General features: G+C 63.0%; 16 protein-coding genes. 15 read left to right on the top strand and 1 reads right to left on the bottom strand.

The genetic code is table 11. The annotated features are described in order from the left end of the window. Positions 1-162 precede the first annotated feature (162 nt). The 11 genes from AC54AG_RS21405 (at position 163) to AC54AG_RS21355 (ending at position 14,259) form a co-directional block, all read left to right on the top strand. A complete protein-coding gene (locus AC54AG_RS21405) occupies positions 163-768 on the top strand; it encodes a toll/interleukin-1 receptor domain-containing protein (RefSeq protein WP_034752049.1) in 606 nt (201 codons plus the stop codon). A gap of 19 nt (positions 769-787) precedes the next feature. Next, positions 788-3,253, top strand: coding sequence for a tetratricopeptide repeat protein (locus AC54AG_RS21400; RefSeq protein WP_080698580.1), 2,466 nt, complete (start codon positions 788-790; stop codon positions 3,251-3,253). Positions 3,254-3,348: 95 nt separating this feature from the next. After that, positions 3,349-4,086: a 5'/3'-nucleotidase SurE gene (surE, locus tag AC54AG_RS21395; protein ID WP_456130354.1), complete on the top strand. Its 738-nt coding sequence runs from the start codon at positions 3,349-3,351 to the stop codon at positions 4,084-4,086. A 9-nt stretch (positions 4,087-4,095) separates the two neighbouring features. Continuing rightward, positions 4,096-4,986, top strand: coding sequence for a protein-L-isoaspartate(D-aspartate) O-methyltransferase (locus AC54AG_RS21390; RefSeq protein ID WP_219327453.1), 891 nt, complete (start codon positions 4,096-4,098; stop codon positions 4,984-4,986). Between the two features lie 42 nt (positions 4,987-5,028). After that, entirely contained in the window at positions 5,029-5,949 is a 921-nt protein-coding gene (locus tag AC54AG_RS21385; protein ID WP_496631552.1) for a peptidoglycan DD-metalloendopeptidase family protein, read from the top strand. A gap of 8 nt (positions 5,950-5,957) precedes the next feature. Then, positions 5,958-6,989, top strand: a complete 1,032-nt coding sequence (gene rpoS, locus AC54AG_RS21380) for an RNA polymerase sigma factor RpoS (RefSeq protein ID WP_034752045.1) — start codon at positions 5,958-5,960, stop codon at positions 6,987-6,989. 132 nt (positions 6,990-7,121) lie between these two features. Then, the gene (rlmD, locus tag AC54AG_RS21375) at positions 7,122-8,462 is read left to right on the top strand and encodes a 23S rRNA (uracil(1939)-C(5))-methyltransferase RlmD (RefSeq protein ID WP_496631534.1); all 1,341 of its coding nucleotides are present in this window, start codon (positions 7,122-7,124) and stop codon (positions 8,460-8,462) included. Positions 8,463-8,944: 482 nt separating this feature from the next. Continuing rightward, positions 8,945-10,888, top strand: coding sequence for a glycosyl hydrolase family 18 protein (locus tag AC54AG_RS21370; RefSeq protein ID WP_496631533.1), 1,944 nt, complete (start codon positions 8,945-8,947; stop codon positions 10,886-10,888). Between the two features lie 77 nt (positions 10,889-10,965). Beyond that, the gene (locus AC54AG_RS21365) at positions 10,966-12,000 is read left to right on the top strand and encodes a cupin-like domain-containing protein (RefSeq protein ID WP_496631532.1); all 1,035 of its coding nucleotides are present in this window, start codon (positions 10,966-10,968) and stop codon (positions 11,998-12,000) included. A 240-nt stretch (positions 12,001-12,240) separates the two neighbouring features. Next, on the top strand, positions 12,241-13,401 hold the full coding sequence (gene cfa / locus AC54AG_RS21360) for a cyclopropane fatty acyl phospholipid synthase (protein WP_496631551.1): 1,161 nt from the start codon (positions 12,241-12,243) through the stop codon (positions 13,399-13,401). Between the two features lie 12 nt (positions 13,402-13,413). After that, the gene (locus tag AC54AG_RS21355) at positions 13,414-14,259 is read left to right on the top strand and encodes a LysR family transcriptional regulator (RefSeq protein WP_496631531.1); all 846 of its coding nucleotides are present in this window, start codon (positions 13,414-13,416) and stop codon (positions 14,257-14,259) included. 57 nt (positions 14,260-14,316) lie between these two features. Here the strand turns inward: AC54AG_RS21355 and AC54AG_RS21350 are convergent, their stop codons facing one another. Further along, positions 14,317-15,003, bottom strand: a complete 687-nt coding sequence (locus tag AC54AG_RS21350; RefSeq protein ID WP_034752039.1) for a Bax inhibitor-1/YccA family protein — start codon at positions 15,001-15,003, stop codon at positions 14,317-14,319. A 221-nt stretch (positions 15,004-15,224) separates the two neighbouring features. On the opposite strand from AC54AG_RS21350, the gene ndk reads away from it, so the two are divergent. The 4 genes from ndk to AC54AG_RS21330 all read left to right on the top strand — a co-directional run bounded on the left by ndk (position 15,225) and on the right by AC54AG_RS21330 (position 18,736). Continuing rightward, positions 15,225-15,641 carry a nucleoside-diphosphate kinase gene (ndk, locus tag AC54AG_RS21345; protein WP_034752036.1) on the top strand — a complete coding sequence of 139 codons (417 nt, stop codon included), beginning with the start codon at positions 15,225-15,227 and terminating at the stop codon, positions 15,639-15,641. Between the two features lie 125 nt (positions 15,642-15,766). After that, positions 15,767-16,942, top strand: a complete 1,176-nt coding sequence (rlmN, locus tag AC54AG_RS21340; protein WP_034752035.1) for a dual-specificity RNA methyltransferase RlmN — start codon at positions 15,767-15,769, stop codon at positions 16,940-16,942. Positions 16,943-16,953: 11 nt separating this feature from the next. Beyond that, complete coding sequence (pilW, locus tag AC54AG_RS21335) at positions 16,954-17,742, top strand: type IV pilus biogenesis/stability protein PilW (RefSeq protein ID WP_496631530.1); 789 nt, start codon at positions 16,954-16,956, stop codon at positions 17,740-17,742. A 13-nt stretch (positions 17,743-17,755) separates the two neighbouring features. Beyond that, on the top strand, positions 17,756-18,736 hold the full coding sequence (locus tag AC54AG_RS21330) for a RodZ domain-containing protein (protein ID WP_496631529.1): 981 nt from the start codon (positions 17,756-17,758) through the stop codon (positions 18,734-18,736). Positions 18,737-18,774: the final 38 nt, after the last annotated feature.

The raw sequence follows: 18,774 nt of genomic DNA, 5'->3' as shown, positions 1-18,774 counted from the left end.
CGCAATCACGCCAGTTTCTGGCATTGTGACGCATGTCCAGGACGCCAGACACATCTTTGCGCCAGCGCAAAAAGGTTGTTGCTGAGCGGTCTACAGTGAGCCCATGCCTTACAGGGGCAAGGCGCGGCGATGGCAGGGCCGCACGGGGAACAGGGGGATGCCATGGAGATCCGCTACGGCTGTTTCTTGAGTTATGCACACGGCCAATATGCGTTCATGAACAAGTTCAAGAATGACCTCATCGAGGCGCTGGCGTGCTATCTGGAGCCGCACCTGGACCGCGAGGAGGTCCTGTTCATCGACAGCGAGCAGCTGGGCGGCGGCGACGATATCGACTTGCGCGTGGCGCGCGCCATGTGCCAGAGCGTCTGCATGATCGTGCTGTACACGCCCAAATATGAAGCGCACGGCTATACGCGGCGCGAATTTGCCGCCATGCAGCTGATCGAACAGGAGCGGCGCGCCTGGTATGAACTGCCCAGCCACCTGATCATTCCCATCATCATGACGCGCCATCCGGACGGCTTGCCGCCGCAAATCACCGAGTCGGGCCTGTACGTCGATTTTTCCGGCTATACGCTGGCCAGCGGCGACCTGAAGTCAAACCCTCAATATCTGCCCGACATCGAACGCATCGTGCAGCGCATCGCCACGCATTACCACTTGCTCAAGCGGTCAACACCGCCCGGCCACGATTGCAGCCGTTTCGTGTTGCCCGATATTCCACCGGAATGGCGCGCCATTCCGCCTCCCCACTTTCCACGTTAATCACGTAAAAGGTCCTGTCATGGAATGCCAACGCCTCTCCCTGCCGCCTTTGAGCGCCCCTGGCGAAGTCGTCACTTTCTATTCCTACAAGGGCGGTACCGGCCGCACCATGGCCCTGTCGAATATCGCCGTCTTGCTGGCGCGCCGTGAAAACGCCAGCGTGCCCGTGCTGATGCTGGACTGGGACATGGAAGCGCCGGGCCTGCACCATTATTTCGAGCAGCACGAGGAGCGACCGGGCGTGCTCGAGTTCTTCGAAGCGTGCCGCCAGCAGCTCGAACGCATCAGCCTGGAAACGGCGGGCGGGCGCGCCGGCGGTCAGGGGACTGGGCGCGAGGATGCGGCGCTGGCCCAGCGCGTGCTCGACGCCATCGACTGGCAGCAGTACGTGGTGCGTGTCGACCAGGGCAGTCCGCTGTACCTGATGCGCGCGGGGCGCTTCGACGCCAGCTACAGCGAGCGCCTGGCGCAGATGCGCTGGGATCAATTGTTCGACACGTGCCCGGCCCTGTTCCGCTGCTTCGCCGATACCCTGGCCCAGCATTTCCGCTACGTGCTCGTCGATTCGCGCACGGGTCGCACGGACAGCGCCGGCATCTGCACCACCTTGCTGCCGAAAAAGCTCGTGGTGGTCTTCACGCCGAACCGGCAAAGCCTGGAAGGCGTCGACGCGCTCGTCACGCGCGCCATCGAGTACCGCCGCAGCCATGAAGACGAACAGCGTCCGCTGCTCGTGTATCCCTTGCCCTCGCGCATAGAAATGGGCGATGGCGCGCAGCGCGCCGAGTGGCGCCGCGGCGACGCGCACAAGGGCATCGCCGGTTTCCAGCCCATGTTCGAGCGCCTGCTGCGCACTTCCTATGGTTTGCCGCAGATCGCCCTCGACAGCTATTTCGACGAAGTCCAGCTGCAGCAGACGAAAACCTTTGCCTATGGCGAGCAGCTGGCCGTGCGCATCGACCAGGGCGGCGACCGCTTTTCCCTCACGCGCACCTTCGAAGCCTTTTTGCAGTGGCTGACGGGCGGCTACTTCCCCTGGCAGTCGAGCCGTGAAATCGCCTTGCTGGGCGCCATCAGCGAAGCGCGCCAGGCCTTGCTGGCCGAGCCGGGCCGCGCCGTGGCTTTGCCGCTGGCGCGCGACCTGGCCCGTTTGGGCGAGCTGTACCGCAAGGATGGGCGCAGCGCCCAGGCGCTCGATGCCTTCCGCCAGAGCGTCGAGATCCGCGTACGCCTGCTCGGCGAGGAGCATCCCGACAGCCTGGCGTGCAAGAGCGGCATGGCGCGCCTGCTGCGCCAGCTGGGCAAGTTCGATGAAGCCCGCTTCCTGGAAGAAGACGTGCTCGACGTGCGCGAGCGCGTGCTGGGCAGCGAACATCCCGACACCCTGGCCGCCCGGGCCTGCCTGGCGCAAACCCTGTTGCTGCAGGGCGAACTGGCGGCGGCGCTGCTGCTGCAGGATACGGTGCTGGCCACCTACGCGCGCCAGCTGGGCGGCGAGCATCCGCTGACCCTCGATGCGATGGATGGCCGCGCCGCCACCTTGCTGCGCATGGGCCGGCTGGCGCAGGCGCAGCAAGTGCTGGGCACTGTGGTGGCGGCGCGCGAGCGCCTGTTTGGCGCCGAACATGGCGATACCTTGCGCAGCAAGCTGGCTCTGGCGCAGGCGCTGGGGCGAGAAGGCGACCTGGAGGGTGCGCGGCGCTTGCTCGCCGCCGTGCTGCAGGTACAGGAGCGGCGCCTGGGCAGCGACCATGCGGCCACCTTGTCCACGCGCGACTTGCTGGCCGACGTCGTGGCCGGGCAGGGCGACTGGGCCGGCGCGCGCCAGCTGCACGAAGACCAGGTGGCGGCGCGCGAGCGCACGCGCGGGCTCGACCATCCGGAAACTCTGATGAGCCAGCGCAAGCTGGCCGAGGCGCTGCTGCGGCGCGGTGAACTCGATGCGGCGCGCAGCGTGCAGGAGCAGGTGCTGGAAGTGCATGCGCGCCTGCTGGGCGAAGACCACCTCGACACCTTGCACAGCAAGACGCAATTGGCCGGCACCCTGCAGCAGCAGGGCGACAGCGAAGCGGCGCGCCTGCTCGAAGATGCCGTGCTCAGCGGCAGCGACCGGCTGTTGAACGCCCCCGTCACCGGGCATGCGGACAGCGTGCTCGACGGCGCGCGGCATTTGCAGGAAACCATCCTGGCCGGCCGCGCCAACGGCCACGAAGGGGCCGAGCCGGACACTCTGGCCAGCATGATCTCGATGTTGCAAGGCATGATCGAGCGGGAACAGTATGCGCAGGCGGGCGAACTGGCCGAACATTTGAAGTCTTGCCTGCTGCGCCCAGGCGTGCCAGGCAAGCTGCGCCGGCGCGGCATGGCGCAGCTGAAAAGAATGTACAAGTTGCAAGGCGACCTGAATGCCTTGCTGGCCTTGCAGGAAGATGAAGTGCAGGCGCTGGAAGGGGCGTTGTCGGAAGCGCGCATCGAGCAGCGCTGACCTGGGTGCGCCATCTTCGCGCGGCGGCACAAAAAATGCTGCCTATCGGCGTGCGGCATGCGCAGTGTGGGCATTGCTTCAGGTAAAATCTCGTTATGAGAATTCTTATCAGTAACGACGACGGTTACCTGGCGCCCGGCCTGGCGGCATTGGCCGACGCGCTCGCACCCATCGCCGACATCGTCGTGGTGGCGCCCGACAGCAACCGTTCGGGCGCGTCCAATTCGCTGTCCCTGGACCGGCCCTTGTCCGTGCACAAGGCCGCCAACGGCTTTTACTTTGTCAATGGCACGCCCACCGATTGCGTGCACGTGGCGCTGACTGGCATGCTCATCGAGCGCCCCGACCTGGTGGTCTCCGGCATCAACAACGGCCCCAACATGGGCGACGACACCCTGTATTCGGGCACCGTCGCGGCCGCCACGGAAGGCTATCTGTTCGGCATTCCCGCCATCGCCTTTTCCCAGTCGCAGTTCGGCTGGGCCAATCTGGACGCGGCCGCGCGCGTGGCCAGGGAAATCGTCGAGCGCCAGTTTGACGCCCTGCAAAAACCGTATCTGCTGAACGTGAACATCCCGGCCATCCCTTACGAGCAATTGCAAGGCGTGGTGGCCACGCGCCTGGGCAAGCGCCATTCGGCCGAGCCAGTCATCCGCGCGCTCGACCCGCGTGGCCGTGAAATCTTCTGGATCGGCCCGGCCGGCGCGGCCAAGGAAGGCGGTCCGGGCACGGACTTCCATGCCGTTGAACATGGACAAGTATCGATCACGCCGCTGCAGATCGACCTGACCCATACCACCCAACTCGATGCACTGGCAAAAGGCCTGGCATGACCGCTCACTATGACTGACAAGCCGCGTACCTTCCCCCTTTCCCTCGATTCGCTGGCCGGCAAGCCCGCCAGGCAGGGCGGGGGGCAGTCGCTGGCCCAGTCCCGGATCGCCACGCCGCAGACGGCCACGCAGAATGCGGCGCAGAACGCGGCGCGCGGCGTCGCGCAGCCGTATGGCGCGCATGCGGCCATCGCGCCGTCGCGCGCGCAAGCGATCGCCAATGAGCGGGCGCAGCCGGCCGTCGTGTCGCCGCCGCGGCAAAACCCGCTCGTCTCGGAAGCTGTGCGTCGGGCCATGGTGGCCCGCGTGGCGAAGCAGGGCGTCAAGGACCAGGTCGTGCTCGACGCGCTGCAAGCTGTGCCGCGCCATATGTTCATGGACGAGGCGCTGGCGTCGCAGGCGTATATCGACGCCTCCTTGCCCATCGGCCACCACCAGACCATTTCGCAGCCGTACATCGTGGCGCGCATGATCGAAGTGATGCGCCAGGGCGGCAAGCTGCAGCGCGTGCTGGAAATCGGCACCGGTTGCGGCTACCAGGCGGCGGTGCTGTCGCTGGTGGCGAAGGAGGTGTATTCGATCGAGCGCATCCGGCCTCTGCACGAGCTGGCGAAGGCCAATCTACGCCCGCTGCGCGTGTCGAATCTGCGCTTGCAGTACGGAGATGGTATGCTTGGCCTGCCGCAGGCGGCGCCCTTCGACGGGATCATCCTTGCCGCAGCCGGCCTGGAAGTCCCGCAAGCCTTGCTGGAACAGCTGGCGCCCGGCGGGCGTCTGGTTGCGCCGGTGGGGGCTAAATTGCAACACTTACAACTCATTACCCGGGTGGGGAAAATGGAATGGACCAGCCAGACCCTGGAAGATTGCCATTTCGTGCCTTTGCGCCCGGGCACCATATGATCCCCGGATCAGCTAGCAAGCAGGACATACAATTACATGCGAATGATTAAGAAAAGTAACATACTTCTATGTAGCATCACCTTGGCCGCGCTGTTGAGCGGTTGCGGCACGACCGGCGTCCAGGCGCCCGTCGTGGAGCGCCACCCATCGAGCAGCAGCGCCGCCGCCAGCGATCCGCGCGACCGTGACCCGGCCTATTACACGGTCAAGCGCGGCGACACCCTGTTGCGCATCGCCCTCGAGCACGGGCAGAATTACCGTGACCTGGTGACCTGGAACGACTTGAGCAACCCGAACGACATCAAGGTCGACCAGGTGCTGCGCGTGCTGCCGCCAACTGGCGACACGGGCGGCGCGCAAACGTCGGCCATCGTCATGCCGCCGTCGACGGAAATCAAGCCGGCCGCGCCTGTCGTGCCGAAGAAAACGGGTCCGCGCGGCGAGAAGCGCGCCTATTCCGACGCCACCCTGGCCGAGCTGCGCGCCGATGGCGGCACCAGCGACGCCAAACCGGCGCCAGCGCCGGCGGCAACTGTCGCCGCTGCACCGGCCGCCGCCGCCGCGGCAGCCCCTGCGGCATCGGCGCCTGGCGAAGACAAGATCAGCTGGATGTGGCCTTCCGAAGGCAAGGTCATCGGCACTTTCGACGAAGGCAAGAACAAGGGCGTCGATATCGCCGGCAAGGCGGGCCAGCAAGTGGTGGCCGCCGGCGCGGGAAAAGTCATGTATGCCGGGAGCGGAATCCGTGGTTATGGTAATCTTGTCATCGTGAAGCACAGTAATAGTTTATTGTCGGCGTATGCGCATAACCGCAGCATCCTGGTGAAGGAAGGGCAGAACGTCAACAAAGGCCAGGCCATCGCTGAAATGGGCGATTCCGATGCCGACCGCGTGAAGCTGCACTTTGAAATCCGCCAGCAGGGCAAGCCTGTCGACCCTTCGAAATTCCTGCCTAACCGTTAGGTAAAGCAATGACACACGCGCCGCACGATCAGCTGGAAGATGACCCGGAACTGCCGGAAGACGGGGCAGACGAAGTCGTGACGGACGATATCGGCGAGCTCGACGGCATTGACGCCGTCGACGCGGGCGAGGGCGGCGAGGTGGCCAGCGTCAGCGTGGTGGTCGAAAGTGTCGATGAACTGAAAAAAGTGCTGGCGGCCGAGCTGTCGACCGATACCACGCAGCACTATCTGAACCAGATCGGCACGCGGCCCCTGCTGACGGCGCCGCAAGAGGTGCATTACGCCACCCTTGCCAAGCAGGGCAATTTCGAAGCCCGGCAAACCATGATCGAGCACAACCTGCGCCTCGTCGTGTCGATCGCCAAGCATTACATCAACCGCGGCGTGGTCTTGCTCGACATGATCGAGGAGGGCAATATCGGCCTGATGCGGGCCATCGACAAGTTCGAGCCGGAACGCGGTTTCCGCTTTTCCACGTACGCCACCTGGTGGATACGCCAGAGCATCGAGCGCGCCATCATGAACCAGGCGCGCACGGTGCGCCTGCCCGTGCACATGGTGCGTGAACTGAACCAGATCCTGCGCGGCAAATACCACCTGGAAGCCCAGCACCACGACGGCAAGGATGCCACGGCGGAAGACATCGCCCATCTGGTGGGCCGTCCCGTGGAGGAGGTGCAGGATATCCTGGCCCTGTCCGAGCACGCCACCTCGCTCGACGCGCCGCTCGACAACGACCCGCAGTCGTCGCTGATGGACATGCTGCCCGGCGCCAGCGAAGACAGCCCCGACGCGCGCGCCGAACACCATGAAATGACGGTGCTCGTGCGCGACTGGCTGACCAAGCTGCCCGACAAGCAGCGCGTCGTCATCATGCGCCGTTTCGGCCTCGACAACGACGATCCGGCCACCCTGGAAACCCTGGCCGAGGAGATGGGCGTGACGCGCGAGCGCGTGCGCCAGATCCAGCAGGAAGCCTTGATCAAGCTCAAACGGGCCATGGCCGCACGCGGCGTCGTGCGCGACTCATTATTGTAGGACGCCCGGTCCCGGTATTTCCGGGGCCGCATCTGCTATCATACGCCCCGCTCGCGGCGCCTGACCTTTCCCCCATTCTTTCAAGTTCCAGCGCGGCCCTGCGTCCTGGCCCACTCTTACCTATTGATCGCTATGCAAGAAAATATCATCGAAATCAAATCGCTCGACATGGACGCCCGTGGCGTTGGCCATATTGAGAACGAAGACGGCTCGCCGGGCAAGGTCGTGTTTGTCGAAGGCGCATTGCCGGGCGAGCGCGTGAGCTTTGTGACGTTCAAGAAAAAGAAGAACTGGGAAATGGCCCGCATGACGGCGCTGCACCGCGAATCATCGATGCGCGTGACGCCCAAGTGCAAGCATTTCGACAATTGCGGCGGCTGCTCGATGCAGCACCTGGAACCGTCGGCGCAGGTGGCGATCAAGCAGCGCGTGCTGGAAGACAATCTGTGGCATATCGGCAAGGTGCGTCCGCAAAGCATCATGCGCCCCATGTATGGCCCGACCTGGGGCTACCGCTACCGCGCGCGCCTGTCCGTGCGCCACGTCAAGAAGAAAGACGCTGTGCTGGTGGGTTTCCATGAAAAGAAATCGGCGTTTGTCGCCGACATGGATAGCTGCGAAATCCTGCCGCCGCATATCTCGGCCATGCTGCTGCCCCTGCGTGGATTGATTGCTTCGCTGTCCATCTTCGACCAGATGCCGCAGATCGAGCTGGCCGTGGGCGAAGACGTGACCGCCATGGTCTTGCGCATCATGGCGCCGTTGACGGCGGACGACGAAACGAAATTGAAAGCCTTTGCCGACGAGTACGGCGTGCAATGGTGGTTGCAGGTGAAAGGCCCGGAAACGGCCGTGCCGTTCTACCCGCTCGACAAGCAATTGCACTACCTGCTGCCGGAATTCGGCGTCAAGATGCCATTCAAGCCCGTCGATTTCACGCAGGTGAACCACCACATCAACCGCGTGCTCGTGTCGAAAGCGCTGCGTCTGCTGGAAGTGCAGCCGACGGACCGCGTGGCCGACCTGTTCTGTGGTCTGGGCAATTTTACCTTGCCGCTGGCCACGCAAGGCAGCGAAGTGGTCGGCATCGAAGGCAGCACCACCCTGACGGAGCGGGCGCTGGAAAACGCGCTGGCCAATGGCCTGGCGGAAAAAACCTCGTTCTCGACGCGTAACCTGTTCGAAGTGACGACGGACGATCTGATCGCGCTGGGCAAGTTCGACCGCATCCTCGTCGACCCGCCGCGCGACGGCGCCATGGCCCTGTGCCAGGCGCTGGTCGGCCTGTCGCAAGTGCGTCCCGATCTGATGCCGAAACGCATCGTCTACGTCTCGTGCAGCCCGTCGACCCTGGCGCGCGACGCCGGCATCCTGGCGCTGGAAGCGGGTTATGTGCTGAGCAAGGCGGGCGTGGTCAACATGTTCCCCCATACTTCCCACGTGGAGTCGATGGCCGTATTTGATCTGCTCTGATGGCACACCTGAGAAAACGTCCATAGCTGCGTTGCCTTGCCTAGCCGTACTATTCGTACTGTCTTCGGCAAGGCGCCTTGCTCTGAACGTTTTTCAGGCGCGCCGAGGGTATCCCGGCCGCTTGCACAGGTTCCACCCTTTGTTCTGCCTCCACCCCAATACCACTTACACCGTGTTATAAAACTGGTCTGTCTTTTCCCGTTCCAGCGTCTTTTTTCATCCTCCCTCTGCCGTTTTTTCATTGTCCAGTAGGACAACACGCCGTTTGCACCCTCCGCTGCGCTTTCTGTTCGAAGTGGTATTGCTCACTTTGATGCCACTTCAAAACCACTTGACCGCCTATTTTTTCAGCAGCATGCTGTTCTTGCAACTGCAAAAAAACAAGATCACAGGGTAGTTATTTACAAAGCAGAGTGGCATTTCTGCAAACCTGAACAGGAGACAACGTGGAAAATTTAATACTCAAAAAAACAATCAGGAACATGATGGTATGTCTGGCCAGCGGTGGCGTGCTGGCGGCATGCGGCGGTGGCGGCGGTGACGCCGGCGCACCTGCTGGTTCGCAATTGCTGGCGGCCAGCACGGTCGTCGCTTGCGTGCCGTGGCAGGAGGGCGGCACGTACAACGCGGGCACGGTGGTCACGTACCTGGGGGCCAACTACACGGCCCTGGTGACGCAGACCGATCACGTGGGCTCGGGCTGGAATCCCGTCTCCACGCCGAGCCTGTGGAGCGCCGGCGGCACTTGCGACGGCGGCACCACACCGACCCCGACGCCGACTCCCACCCCGACGCCGACGCCCACCCCGACACCGGAACCAACGCCGACCCCAACGCCTACGCCGACCCCGACGCCAACCGGCGGCACCTGCGCACTGGCGTGGGCGGCCGGCACGGCTTACAGTGCGGGCGCCACTGTCAGCTATGCTGGCACGAATTACCGCGCCAATTACTGGACGCAGGGCGACAACCCGTCGACCAGCAGCGGCGGCGCCGGCACAGGTAAGCCGTGGACCAGCCAGGAGATCTGCAGCACCACGCCGACTCCGACTCCGACGCCTACTCCAACGCCAACACCGACTCCGACACCTACACCGACACCTACTCCAACCCCAACGCCGACGCCGACGCCGACGCCAACCCCAACGCCGACCCCAACGGGCCGCGAAGTCGGTTCCTATTTCGCGCAGTGGGGCGTGTATGGCCGCGACTATGAAGTGGCGAACGTGCACACGAGCGGCGTGGCTGACAAGCTGACCTTCATCAACTACGCCTTCGGCAATATCTACCCGAAAAACGGCGGTTATGAATGCGGCATGATCACCAAGGCCGAGCCGGGCGCGACAAATCCGAATTCGCCCGATGCGGGCACGGGCGGCGATGCCGAGGCCGACTACATCCGCACGCCGAAGCGCACCGTCGATGGGCAGGTCATTCCATGGGACGCTCCATTGTCGGGCAACTTCCTGCAGCTGAAAAAGTTGAAGGCGGCGCACCCGAACCTGAAGCTGTTCATTTCGCTGGGCGGCTGGAGCTGGTCGAAGAACTTCTCCGTCGGTTCGGCCACGGATGCGCTGCGCAAGCAGATGGTGCGCTCGTGCATCGACATCTACATCAAGGGCAACCTGCCGGTGCAGGGCGGTCGCGGCGGCGTGGGCGCGGCAGCCAACATCTTTGACGGCATCGACATCGATTGGGAATATCCGGTCGGCGGCGGCCAGCCGTACAACACGGTCAGCCCGAATGACAAGCGCAACTTCACCTTGCTGATGGCGGAATTCCGCAGCCAGCTCGATGCGCTCGGTGCGGCCAACGGCAAGCGCTACCTGTTGACGGCGGCTGTCGGCGCCGGCAAGGACAAGATCGACAACACGGAACCGGCCCTGTACTCGCAGTACATGGACTGGATCAACCTGATGACCTACGACTTCCACGGCGGCTGGGAAACGAGCACCAACTTCAACGCCCAGCTGTTTGCCGACCCTGCCGATCCGTCGACGGGCATGGCGCGCGAATACGTGGGCGACAAGGCGGTGCAGTACATGATTGCCGCCGGCGTTCCGCGCGACAAACTGCTGCTGGGCATACCGTTCTATGGCCGCGGCTGGACGGGCGTGGCGCCAGGGCCGAACGGCGATGGCCTGTACCAGGCGGCCACGGGCACGGCGCCGGGCACGTACGAGTCGGGCATCGAGGACTACAAAATCCTCGTCGCCAAGGCCGGTACGCGCTACTACCATCCCGTGACCAAGCAGCTGTACCTGTACACGGGTGCGGGTGGCCAGTGGTGGAGCTATGACGATCCGACCGTCATTGGCACCAAGGTGAAATATGTGAAGGACCAGGGCTTGCGCGGCGCGTTCTCGTGGGAACTCGATGGCGACGCGAATGGCGTGCTGGCGACCGAGGTGTGGAAAGTGCGGTAACACTGGAGTAGAGTAAGACGCGGCCGGGCGGCATTGCTGCCCGGCCGCTTGTTCACATAAAAAACAGGAGACGGGCGATGGCGGCGGTATCGACATTCGGAGTAAAACATCCGGAACAGGAACTGAGCCGCGAGTGGCGCAGCTGGATTGCGGAAAACCTCATGCTGGGCAGCCACCCGTCGGCGCTGATGCCGGTGCTGCAACAGGCCGGCATCGCGGAGCCCCTGGCGCGCCGCGAAATCGAGCTGGCGCTGCAAAGCCCGTATCTTGCCGGCGCCGTGCGCCTGTCGAACCGCCTGGCCAAGCGCGACTGGGTGATCGATATCCAGCGCAAGCTGAACCAGCTGCGCGACCCCGAGATCCCCCGCCGCGACAAGCTCTCCGCGCAGGAATTCCTGGATGAATACTACTCCACCAACCAGCCCGTCATCATCACGGGCATGATGGACGACTGGCCCGCCATGGCCAAGTGGAGCCCCGCCTATTTCCGCGAGCATTACGCGCAGCGCGAAGTGGAAGTGCAGTTCGGCCGCGAGGCGGACGATCAGTACGAGATGAACAGCGTGGCCCACAAGCGCAAGATGGCGTTTGGCGAGTACGCCAGCCTGGTTGAGGGCAGCGGCGCGACCAACGATTTCTACATGACGGCGAATAACGATTCGCAGAACCGGCAAGCCTTGCGCGAGCTGTGGGACGATATCGGCCAGCTGCCCGAATACCTGAAGCAGGATGGCGGCCGCACGGGCTTTCTGTGGTTCGGCCCGGCCGGCACCGTGACGCCATTCCACCACGACCTGACGAACAACTTCATGGCGCAGGTCAAAGGGCGCAAGCGGCTGCGCATCATGGCCGCCTGCGAGGTGGCGCGCGTGTACAACCAGCGCCACTGTTTTACGCCAGTCGACGGGCGCGACATCGACGTGCGGCGCTATCCGCTGATGGCCGACGTGCAGGTGCGCGAATGCGTGCTGGCGCCGGGCGAGATCCTGTTTTTGCCCGTCGGCTGCTGGCATTTCGTCGAAGCGCTCGACGTATCGATGACGGTGGCGTTTACCAACTTCAAATGGGATAACGATTTTTACAGCAAGTATCCATCGAATCACGACTTCTGATGGCGCGGCCAAGATGCCGCGAACAGCCGCCTTATGGGCGGCTTTTTTCATGCTACGGTGCGCTTCTTGTATAAGATATTTCCATAAAATAATTGATTCAAGTCATTTTGCAGCAATTATTTTGATATGAATGGCCATGATGTTTCATTATCCAGATAGCGGTGGCGGGCGGATAATTTGATGGCTGGCGCGGCGCCAGTACCAACCATCTGGAGGCGGCAGGGCATGAACACGCAGCACATGACACAGTTACAGCAAGCACCAGCAGATCGTACTGAACTTCGGCTCGACACAAGGCTGACCCGCGAAGCGGCCGAGCTGCTGGCCAGGGCCGATATCCATTTGAATGGCCGCGCCGCGTGGGACATGCAGCTGCGCAAGCCGGGCGTGCCCGAGCGCGCCTTTGCCAGCGGCAACCTGGGCCTGGGCGAAGCCTACATGGACGGTGACTGGGATGCGCAGCAGCTCGATGAATTCTTTTGCCATTTGCTGCGCGCCAGGGTGGCCGATGACGTGCGCCCCATGCGCCTGGCTTTCCACGCGCTGACCGCGCGCCTGTTCAATCTGCAGACGGAACGCCGTGCCTGGATGGTGGGCAAGGAGCACTACGACCTGGGCAACGCTTTCTATGCGGCCATGCTCGACCCGCGCATGACGTACACGTGCGGCTACTGGAAGGATGCGGCCAACCTGGCCGAGGCGCAGGAGGCCAAGCTCGATCTGGTCTGCCGCAAGCTGCGCCTGGAGCCGGGCATGCGCGTGCTCGATATCGGCTGCGGCTGGGGCAGTTTCATGCGCTATGCGGCGGAAAAATACCAGGTGCGGTGCGTGGGCGTGACGATCTCGCAAGCGCAGGCAGAGTATGCGCGCGCCATGCCGGGCGGCGAGCAGCTGGACTTCCGCCTGCAGGATTACCGCGACACCGATGAGAAATTCGACCGCATCGTCAGCATCGGCATGTTCGAGCACGTGGGCCACAAGAATCACCGCACCTTCATGGAAGTGGCGCACCGCTGCCTGGAAGACGACGGCCTGTTCCTGCTGCACACGATAGGCAAAAACAAGCGCCATTCCACGTGCGATCCGTGGATCGACAAATACATCTTTCCGAATGGCGACCTGCCATCGGTCGGCCAGATCGGCGACGCCATGGACGATCTGTTCGTGGCCGAGGACTTGCACAACTTCGGCGCCGACTATGACAAGACCCTGATGGCCTGGCATGCCAATTTTGAGCTGGCGTGGCCGCGCTTTGCCGCCCAGCTGGGCGAGCGCTTCCACCGCATGTGGTCCTACTATCTGCTGTCCTGCGCCGGTGCTTTCCGCGCGCGCGACCTGCAACTGTGGCAGTGGGTGCTGTCGAAGCAGGGCGTATTGGGCGGCTATGAACGTGTCAGCTGATATCATGGATTGATGGATATCAATCAAGCGCGTACCTTCCTCGAAGTGGCGTCCTGCGGCAGCTTCATCATGGCCGCCGAGCGCATGCACGTGACGCAGACGGCCGTCAGCGCCCGCATCCGCACCCTGGAGCAGCAGCTGGGGCGCCAGCTGTTCGTGCGTAACAAGGCGGGCGCGCGCATGACGCCGGCCGGGGAGCGCTTCATGCGCCATGCGGCCACGATGGTGCAGGTGTGGGAGCGGGCGCGCCATCAGGTGGCCTTGCCGCCGGGGCGCGACGACGCCGTCAGTATCGGCTGCGAACTGAGCTTGTGGCCGCCGCTGCTCGGCGACTGGCTGATACGCATGAGCCGCGACTGTCCCGAGATCGCCTTGCGCGCGGAAGTTGACAGTCCCGCGCGCCTGCTCGACGCCGTGCACGACGGCTCGCTCGACCTGGCCGTTCTGTACAACCCGCCCCAGCGGCCGGGCCTGGCCAGCGAATTGCTGGCCGAGGAAAAGCTCGTGATGGTGACCACGCGCGCGGACGGGCAGATGCATGCCGATACCTATGTGTACGTGGACTGGGGGCCGGCGTTTGCCGCGAACCACCAGGCGGCCTACCCGGAGCTGAGCAGCCCGCCCGTGTCGATCTCGCTGGGCCCGCTGGCCCTCGTCTACCTGCTGGAAGTGGGCGGCGCCAGTTACTTCCGCATCGGCAGCGCGCAACCCTATCTCGATGCGGGCTTGCTGCACCGCGTGCGCGACGCGCCCGAATTCTCGCATTCCGCCTACGCCGTCTACGCAGCCCAGCGCGACAACCCGACCCTGGACCGCGCCCGCGCCTGCCTGCTCGAGGTGGCGGAGAGAATCAAGTAAATGCTGTGGACGTAAAAAAGCCGACCCGAGGGTCGGCTTTTCGTTTAAGCGCAATGCTTAGTCGCGGCTGCCGCCGGCGAAGCCCAGCAAAGAGAGCAGGCTGGTGAAGATGTTGTACACGTCCAGGTAGATGCGCAGGGTGGCCGAGATGTAGTTGGTCTCGCCGCCGTTGATGATCTGCTGCACGTCATACAGGATGTAGGCCGAGAAGATGGCGATGGCGACCATGGAGATCACGATCGACAGTGCCGACAGGCCCAGGAAAATGTTTGCCACCGATGCGAGGATCAGCACGATCACGCCGGCGAACAGCCATTTGCCCATGGCCGAGAAGTCGCGCTTCGAGACCGTGGCGATCGTCGCCATCACGGCCAGGATGGTGGCCGTGCCGCCGAATGCCGTCATGATCAGCATGCCGCCGTTCGAGTAGCCGAGCGTGCGCGTCAGGATAGGCGTGAGCATCAGGCCCATGAAGAAGGTGAAGCCCAGCAGGACGGCGACGCCGAGGCCCGAGTTCTTCGTCTTTTCAATCGCGTACATGAAGCCGAATGCGACGGCCATGAAGATGATGAAGCCCATGCCGCCGGTCAGCATCGGCAAATGCATTTGCACGCCGATGAAGGCGCCCAGCACGGTCGGGATCATGGACAGCGCCAGCAGCCAGTAAGTGTTGCGCAAGACCTGATGGCGGACTTGCTGCATGCCCCCCGACAGGTCAAAGGTGCGTTGCATGTTCTGATTCATAGTGCCTCCGTGTTGTCAATTCAAATTACTGCTTTACTCAAGGATAGCATGAGGGCCGGAATTTGCCAAAAAAGCAGCTTAAGATTTCATTAAACAGGGGGAGGGCGGCAAGATGCCCCCTGCCTGTCTGGGTGATATGGGGTGGAGTATGGTAAAATCAAAGGTTGATTGAGTTCTCAATTTACCGTTTTAAACCTTTCTTTTTATTGGAGTTTTCACACATGGCAATCGAACGCACCCTGTCGATCATCAAACCAGACGCAGTTGCAAAAAACGTAATCGGTCAAATCTACTCGCGTTTTGAAAACGCTGGCCTGAAAATCGTTGCAGCACGCATGACCCAACTGTCGCGCGAACAAGCTGAAGGCTTCTACGCAGCGCACAAAGAACGCGGCTTCTTCAAGGATCTGGTCGACTTCATGGTTTCCGGTCCAGTCATGATTCAAGCCCTGGAAGGCGAAAACGCCGTTCTGGCCCACCGTGACCTGATGGGCGCGACCGATCCGAAGAAAGCAGAAAAAGGCACGATCCGCGCCGATTTCGCCGATTCGATCGACGCAAACGCCGTACACGGTTCCGACGCTGTCGAAGCTGCTAAAGTGGAAATCGCTTACTTCTTCCCAGAACTGAAGGCTTAATTGCCTTAGATAACGTTATTTCCTGGCGTTATCTGTGAAATAACTTATCACCCCCTGTTCCCGCTGCGCTGTGGAGTTTTCGCTCCGGATGCGCGCGGGGACGGATTTTTAGAATAGACAAGATCATGAATACGACGACCCTCACCAACTTGCTGGACCTCGATCCCGCGCAACTCATCGCCTACTGCGCCGAGTTGGGAGAGAAACCGTTTCGTGCGAAACAATTGCAACGCTGGATACACCAGTTCGGCGCCTCCGACTTTGACGCCATGACGGACCTGGCCAAGTCGCTGCGCGACAAGCTGGCCACGCGCGCCGAAGTGCGCGCCCCGGCCATCATCAGCGACCATACGTCGACGGATGGCACGCGCAAGTGGCTGGTCGACGTGGGCAATGGCAATGCCGTGGAAACCGTGTTCATTCCGGAAGAAAACCGCGGCACCCTGTGCATCTCGACCCAGGCCGGCTGCGCCGTGAACTGCCGTTTCTGCTCGACGGGCAAGCAAGGCTTCAACCGCAACCTCAGTGTGGGCGAAATCATCGGCCAGCTGTGGATGGCGGAATTCGAATTGCGCCGCACCAAGGGCATCGAACCGGGCCCGAAAGGCGAACGCCAGATCACCAACGTGGTCATGATGGGCATGGGCGAGCCCCTGCTGAACTTCGAGCCGACCGTCACGGCCCTGAAATTGATGCTCGACGACAATGCCTACGGCCTGTCGCGCCGCCGCGTGACCCTGTCGACGTCGGGCGTCGTGCCGATGATGGACAAGCTGTCGCAGGAAGTGCCGGTGGCCCTGGCCGTCTCGCTGCACGCCTCGAACGATGCCTTGCGCGATGGCTTGATTCCACTGAACAAGAAATACCCGCTGAAGGAATTGATGGCGGCCTGCAAGCGCTACCTGGAATTCGCCCCGCGCGATTTCATCACGTTTGAATACTGCATGCTCGACGGCGTCAATGACAGCGACGAGCATGCGCGCGAACTGCTGGCGCTGGTGCAAGACCGCGAGTTCGGCGTGAACTGCAAGTTCAACCTGATCCCGTTCAACCCCTTCCCCGAGTCGGGCCTGTTCCGTTCGAAAAACCCGCGCATCAAGGCGTTCGCCCAAGTGCTGATGGATGGCGGCATCATCACCACCGTGCGCAAGACGCGCGGCGATGATATTGATGCGGCCTGCGGCCAGCTGGCCGGCGAAGTCAAGGACCGCACCCGGGTGCAGGAGCGCATGGAAAAGATGACTGAGTATCAACAGAAATTTGGCGCCAATTTCGGCAAGATCGTGGAGATCCGCTCCTGATGAGGGAAGGCATGGCTTACCAACGCTCGCTTGCTGTGGCCGCTGTTTGCCTGGCCGTGCTGCTGGTCGGCTGTGCCTCTTCCACGCCGCAGACTATCGCCAAGGACGTGCAGGCGGGTGCGCCGGAGCGTGCCGCGCTGCGCTTGCAGCTGGCCAGCGCGTACTATGCGCAAGGCCAGCTCGACGTGGCCCTGGCCGAAGCGCAGCAAGCCGTGCAACTGGCGCCGAACGATGCGCAAGCATATGGCGTGCGCGCCCTGATCCTTGCGGCCCAGCGGCAAACTGCGTCTGCCGAGAAAGATTTCCTTTACGCTTTGCGCCTTGCGCCCCACAATCCTGAGTTGAGCAATAATTACGGCCTGTTTTTGTGCCAGACGGGACGCGCCGCGCAATCGCTGGCGTATTTCGATGCGGCATTGGCGGATGCGACGTATGTGTCGCCGGAAAAAGCGCTCAACAATGGGGGCGCCTGCAGCCTGGCCCTGAACGATTACCCGCGTGCGGGCGCGTATTGGATGCGCGCCGTACGCATCGCACCGGACGTGGCAGTGACGAACGCCGGCCTGGTGCGCGTGTATTACCAACAGCAAGACTACCGACAGGCGGCTTATTATTTGCAGCGGCTCGGTAAGATAGTAACAATGGAGAGCCAGTCGGCCGATGTGCTGTGGCTCGGGATCAAGGTGCAGCATAAGCTCGGGGATGCGGGTGCGGAAGCTGGCCTGGGGGCGCATTTGCGCAACCACCATTCCGGCTCCCCCGAATATGCTGCTTATCAAAATGGGGCGTTTGATGAGTGAGACAGGGATACCAATGAATTCAGAGTGGGCAGAAACGCCTCAGCAGCAGCCCCAGGGCAATCTGGCGTTGGCAGGCGCGCAGTTGAAGGCGCAGCGCGAAGCGCTGGGCTGGCCGGTGGAGCAGGTGGCCGACCAGCTCAAGCTGGCGCCGCGCCAGGTGGTCGCGCTGGAAGAGGGCGACATGGCGGCCTTGCCGAACCTGGCCGTGGTGCGCGGTTTCGTGCGCGCCTACGCCAAGGTCGTGCGTCTCGACGCGGCACCGCTGGTGGCCATGATCGAAGTCCACCCGGCGCCGGCGCAAGACCCGGCCGCGCCCGTACGGCGTGAAATTTCCGCCACGTTTTCCGAATCGCGCTTCCCGTCGATGACGCAGCGCTCGTCGAACCAGACGCCCCTGTGGATCGCCGGCGCCGTGGCCGTCGTCGTGGCGGCCGCCTTTGGCGCGTATAAACTCGGTTATGTGCCGGCCAGCCTGCTGTCCTCGCAGGCCGGGAAGGAAACATCGCATGCGGAAGTGGGCCCCGTGGAAACGACCCTGGTCAAGCCGGGCCAGGACTTGACGCCCGTGCAGTCGCCGTCCGTGCCCCTGATTTCCGTACCGCCGCCACCAGGCAACGATACGCAGACGGGCGCTCCGGCTGCCGCCATCGCTTCGGCGCCGGCCGCCGCCGTGCCGCCAGCCGCCGTGCCAGCCCCTGCGACAGCTGCGACGGCCGCCGTCACGCCGCCTGCGTCTACCGCTGCCCCTGCCGTGGGCGCGAATGCGCTGGTGCTGAAAGTGGAGCAGGATTCCTGGGTGGAAATCCGCCGCCCTGGCAGCACGCCGCTGATTTCGCGCATGGTCAAGGCGGGCAGCACGGAAACGTTCGATATCACGGGCCCGGCCACCCTGGTGGTGGGCAAGCCCGGTGTGGTGCAGGCAACCTTGCGCGGCGCCAAGCTGGAGCTGCCGACCGTTGCCGGCGGCACGATCTCGCGCGTCAGCATCAAATAATTGCAGTAACCGTTCAAGCAAACTCAGAAGATAATATT

It is taken from the genome of Janthinobacterium sp. BCJ23, assembly GCF_059617945.1.
The sequence above is the reverse complement of the archived record's forward strand: the minus strand, read 5'-3'. Positions and strand labels throughout refer to the sequence as shown.

What these genes read in the sequence shown, in the direction of transcription:
- AC54AG_RS21405 (WP_034752049.1), top strand. Translation starts at nt 163, where the DNA reads ATGGAGATCCGCTACGGCTGTTTCTTGAGTTATGCACACGGCCAATAT.
- AC54AG_RS21400 (WP_080698580.1), top strand. Translation starts at nt 788, where the DNA reads ATGGAATGCCAACGCCTCTCCCTGCCGCCTTTGAGCGCCCCTGGCGAA.
- surE (WP_456130354.1), top strand. Translation starts at nt 3,349, where the DNA reads ATGAGAATTCTTATCAGTAACGACGACGGTTACCTGGCGCCCGGCCTG.
- AC54AG_RS21390 (WP_219327453.1), top strand. Translation starts at nt 4,096, where the DNA reads ATGACTGACAAGCCGCGTACCTTCCCCCTTTCCCTCGATTCGCTGGCC.
- AC54AG_RS21385 (WP_496631552.1), top strand. Translation starts at nt 5,029, where the DNA reads ATGATTAAGAAAAGTAACATACTTCTATGTAGCATCACCTTGGCCGCG.
- rpoS (WP_034752045.1), top strand. Translation starts at nt 5,958, where the DNA reads ATGACACACGCGCCGCACGATCAGCTGGAAGATGACCCGGAACTGCCG.
- rlmD (WP_496631534.1), top strand. Translation starts at nt 7,122, where the DNA reads ATGCAAGAAAATATCATCGAAATCAAATCGCTCGACATGGACGCCCGT.
- AC54AG_RS21370 (WP_496631533.1), top strand. Translation starts at nt 8,945, where the DNA reads ATGATGGTATGTCTGGCCAGCGGTGGCGTGCTGGCGGCATGCGGCGGT.
- AC54AG_RS21365 (WP_496631532.1), top strand. Translation starts at nt 10,966, where the DNA reads ATGGCGGCGGTATCGACATTCGGAGTAAAACATCCGGAACAGGAACTG.
- cfa (WP_496631551.1), top strand. Translation starts at nt 12,241, where the DNA reads ATGACACAGTTACAGCAAGCACCAGCAGATCGTACTGAACTTCGGCTC.
- AC54AG_RS21355 (WP_496631531.1), top strand. Translation starts at nt 13,414, where the DNA reads ATGGATATCAATCAAGCGCGTACCTTCCTCGAAGTGGCGTCCTGCGGC.
- AC54AG_RS21350 (WP_034752039.1), bottom strand. Translation starts at nt 15,003, where the DNA reads ATGAATCAGAACATGCAACGCACCTTTGACCTGTCGGGGGGCATGCAG.
- ndk (WP_034752036.1), top strand. Translation starts at nt 15,225, where the DNA reads ATGGCAATCGAACGCACCCTGTCGATCATCAAACCAGACGCAGTTGCA.
- rlmN (WP_034752035.1), top strand. Translation starts at nt 15,767, where the DNA reads ATGAATACGACGACCCTCACCAACTTGCTGGACCTCGATCCCGCGCAA.
- pilW (WP_496631530.1), top strand. Translation starts at nt 16,954, where the DNA reads ATGGCTTACCAACGCTCGCTTGCTGTGGCCGCTGTTTGCCTGGCCGTG.
- AC54AG_RS21330 (WP_496631529.1), top strand. Translation starts at nt 17,756, where the DNA reads ATGAATTCAGAGTGGGCAGAAACGCCTCAGCAGCAGCCCCAGGGCAAT.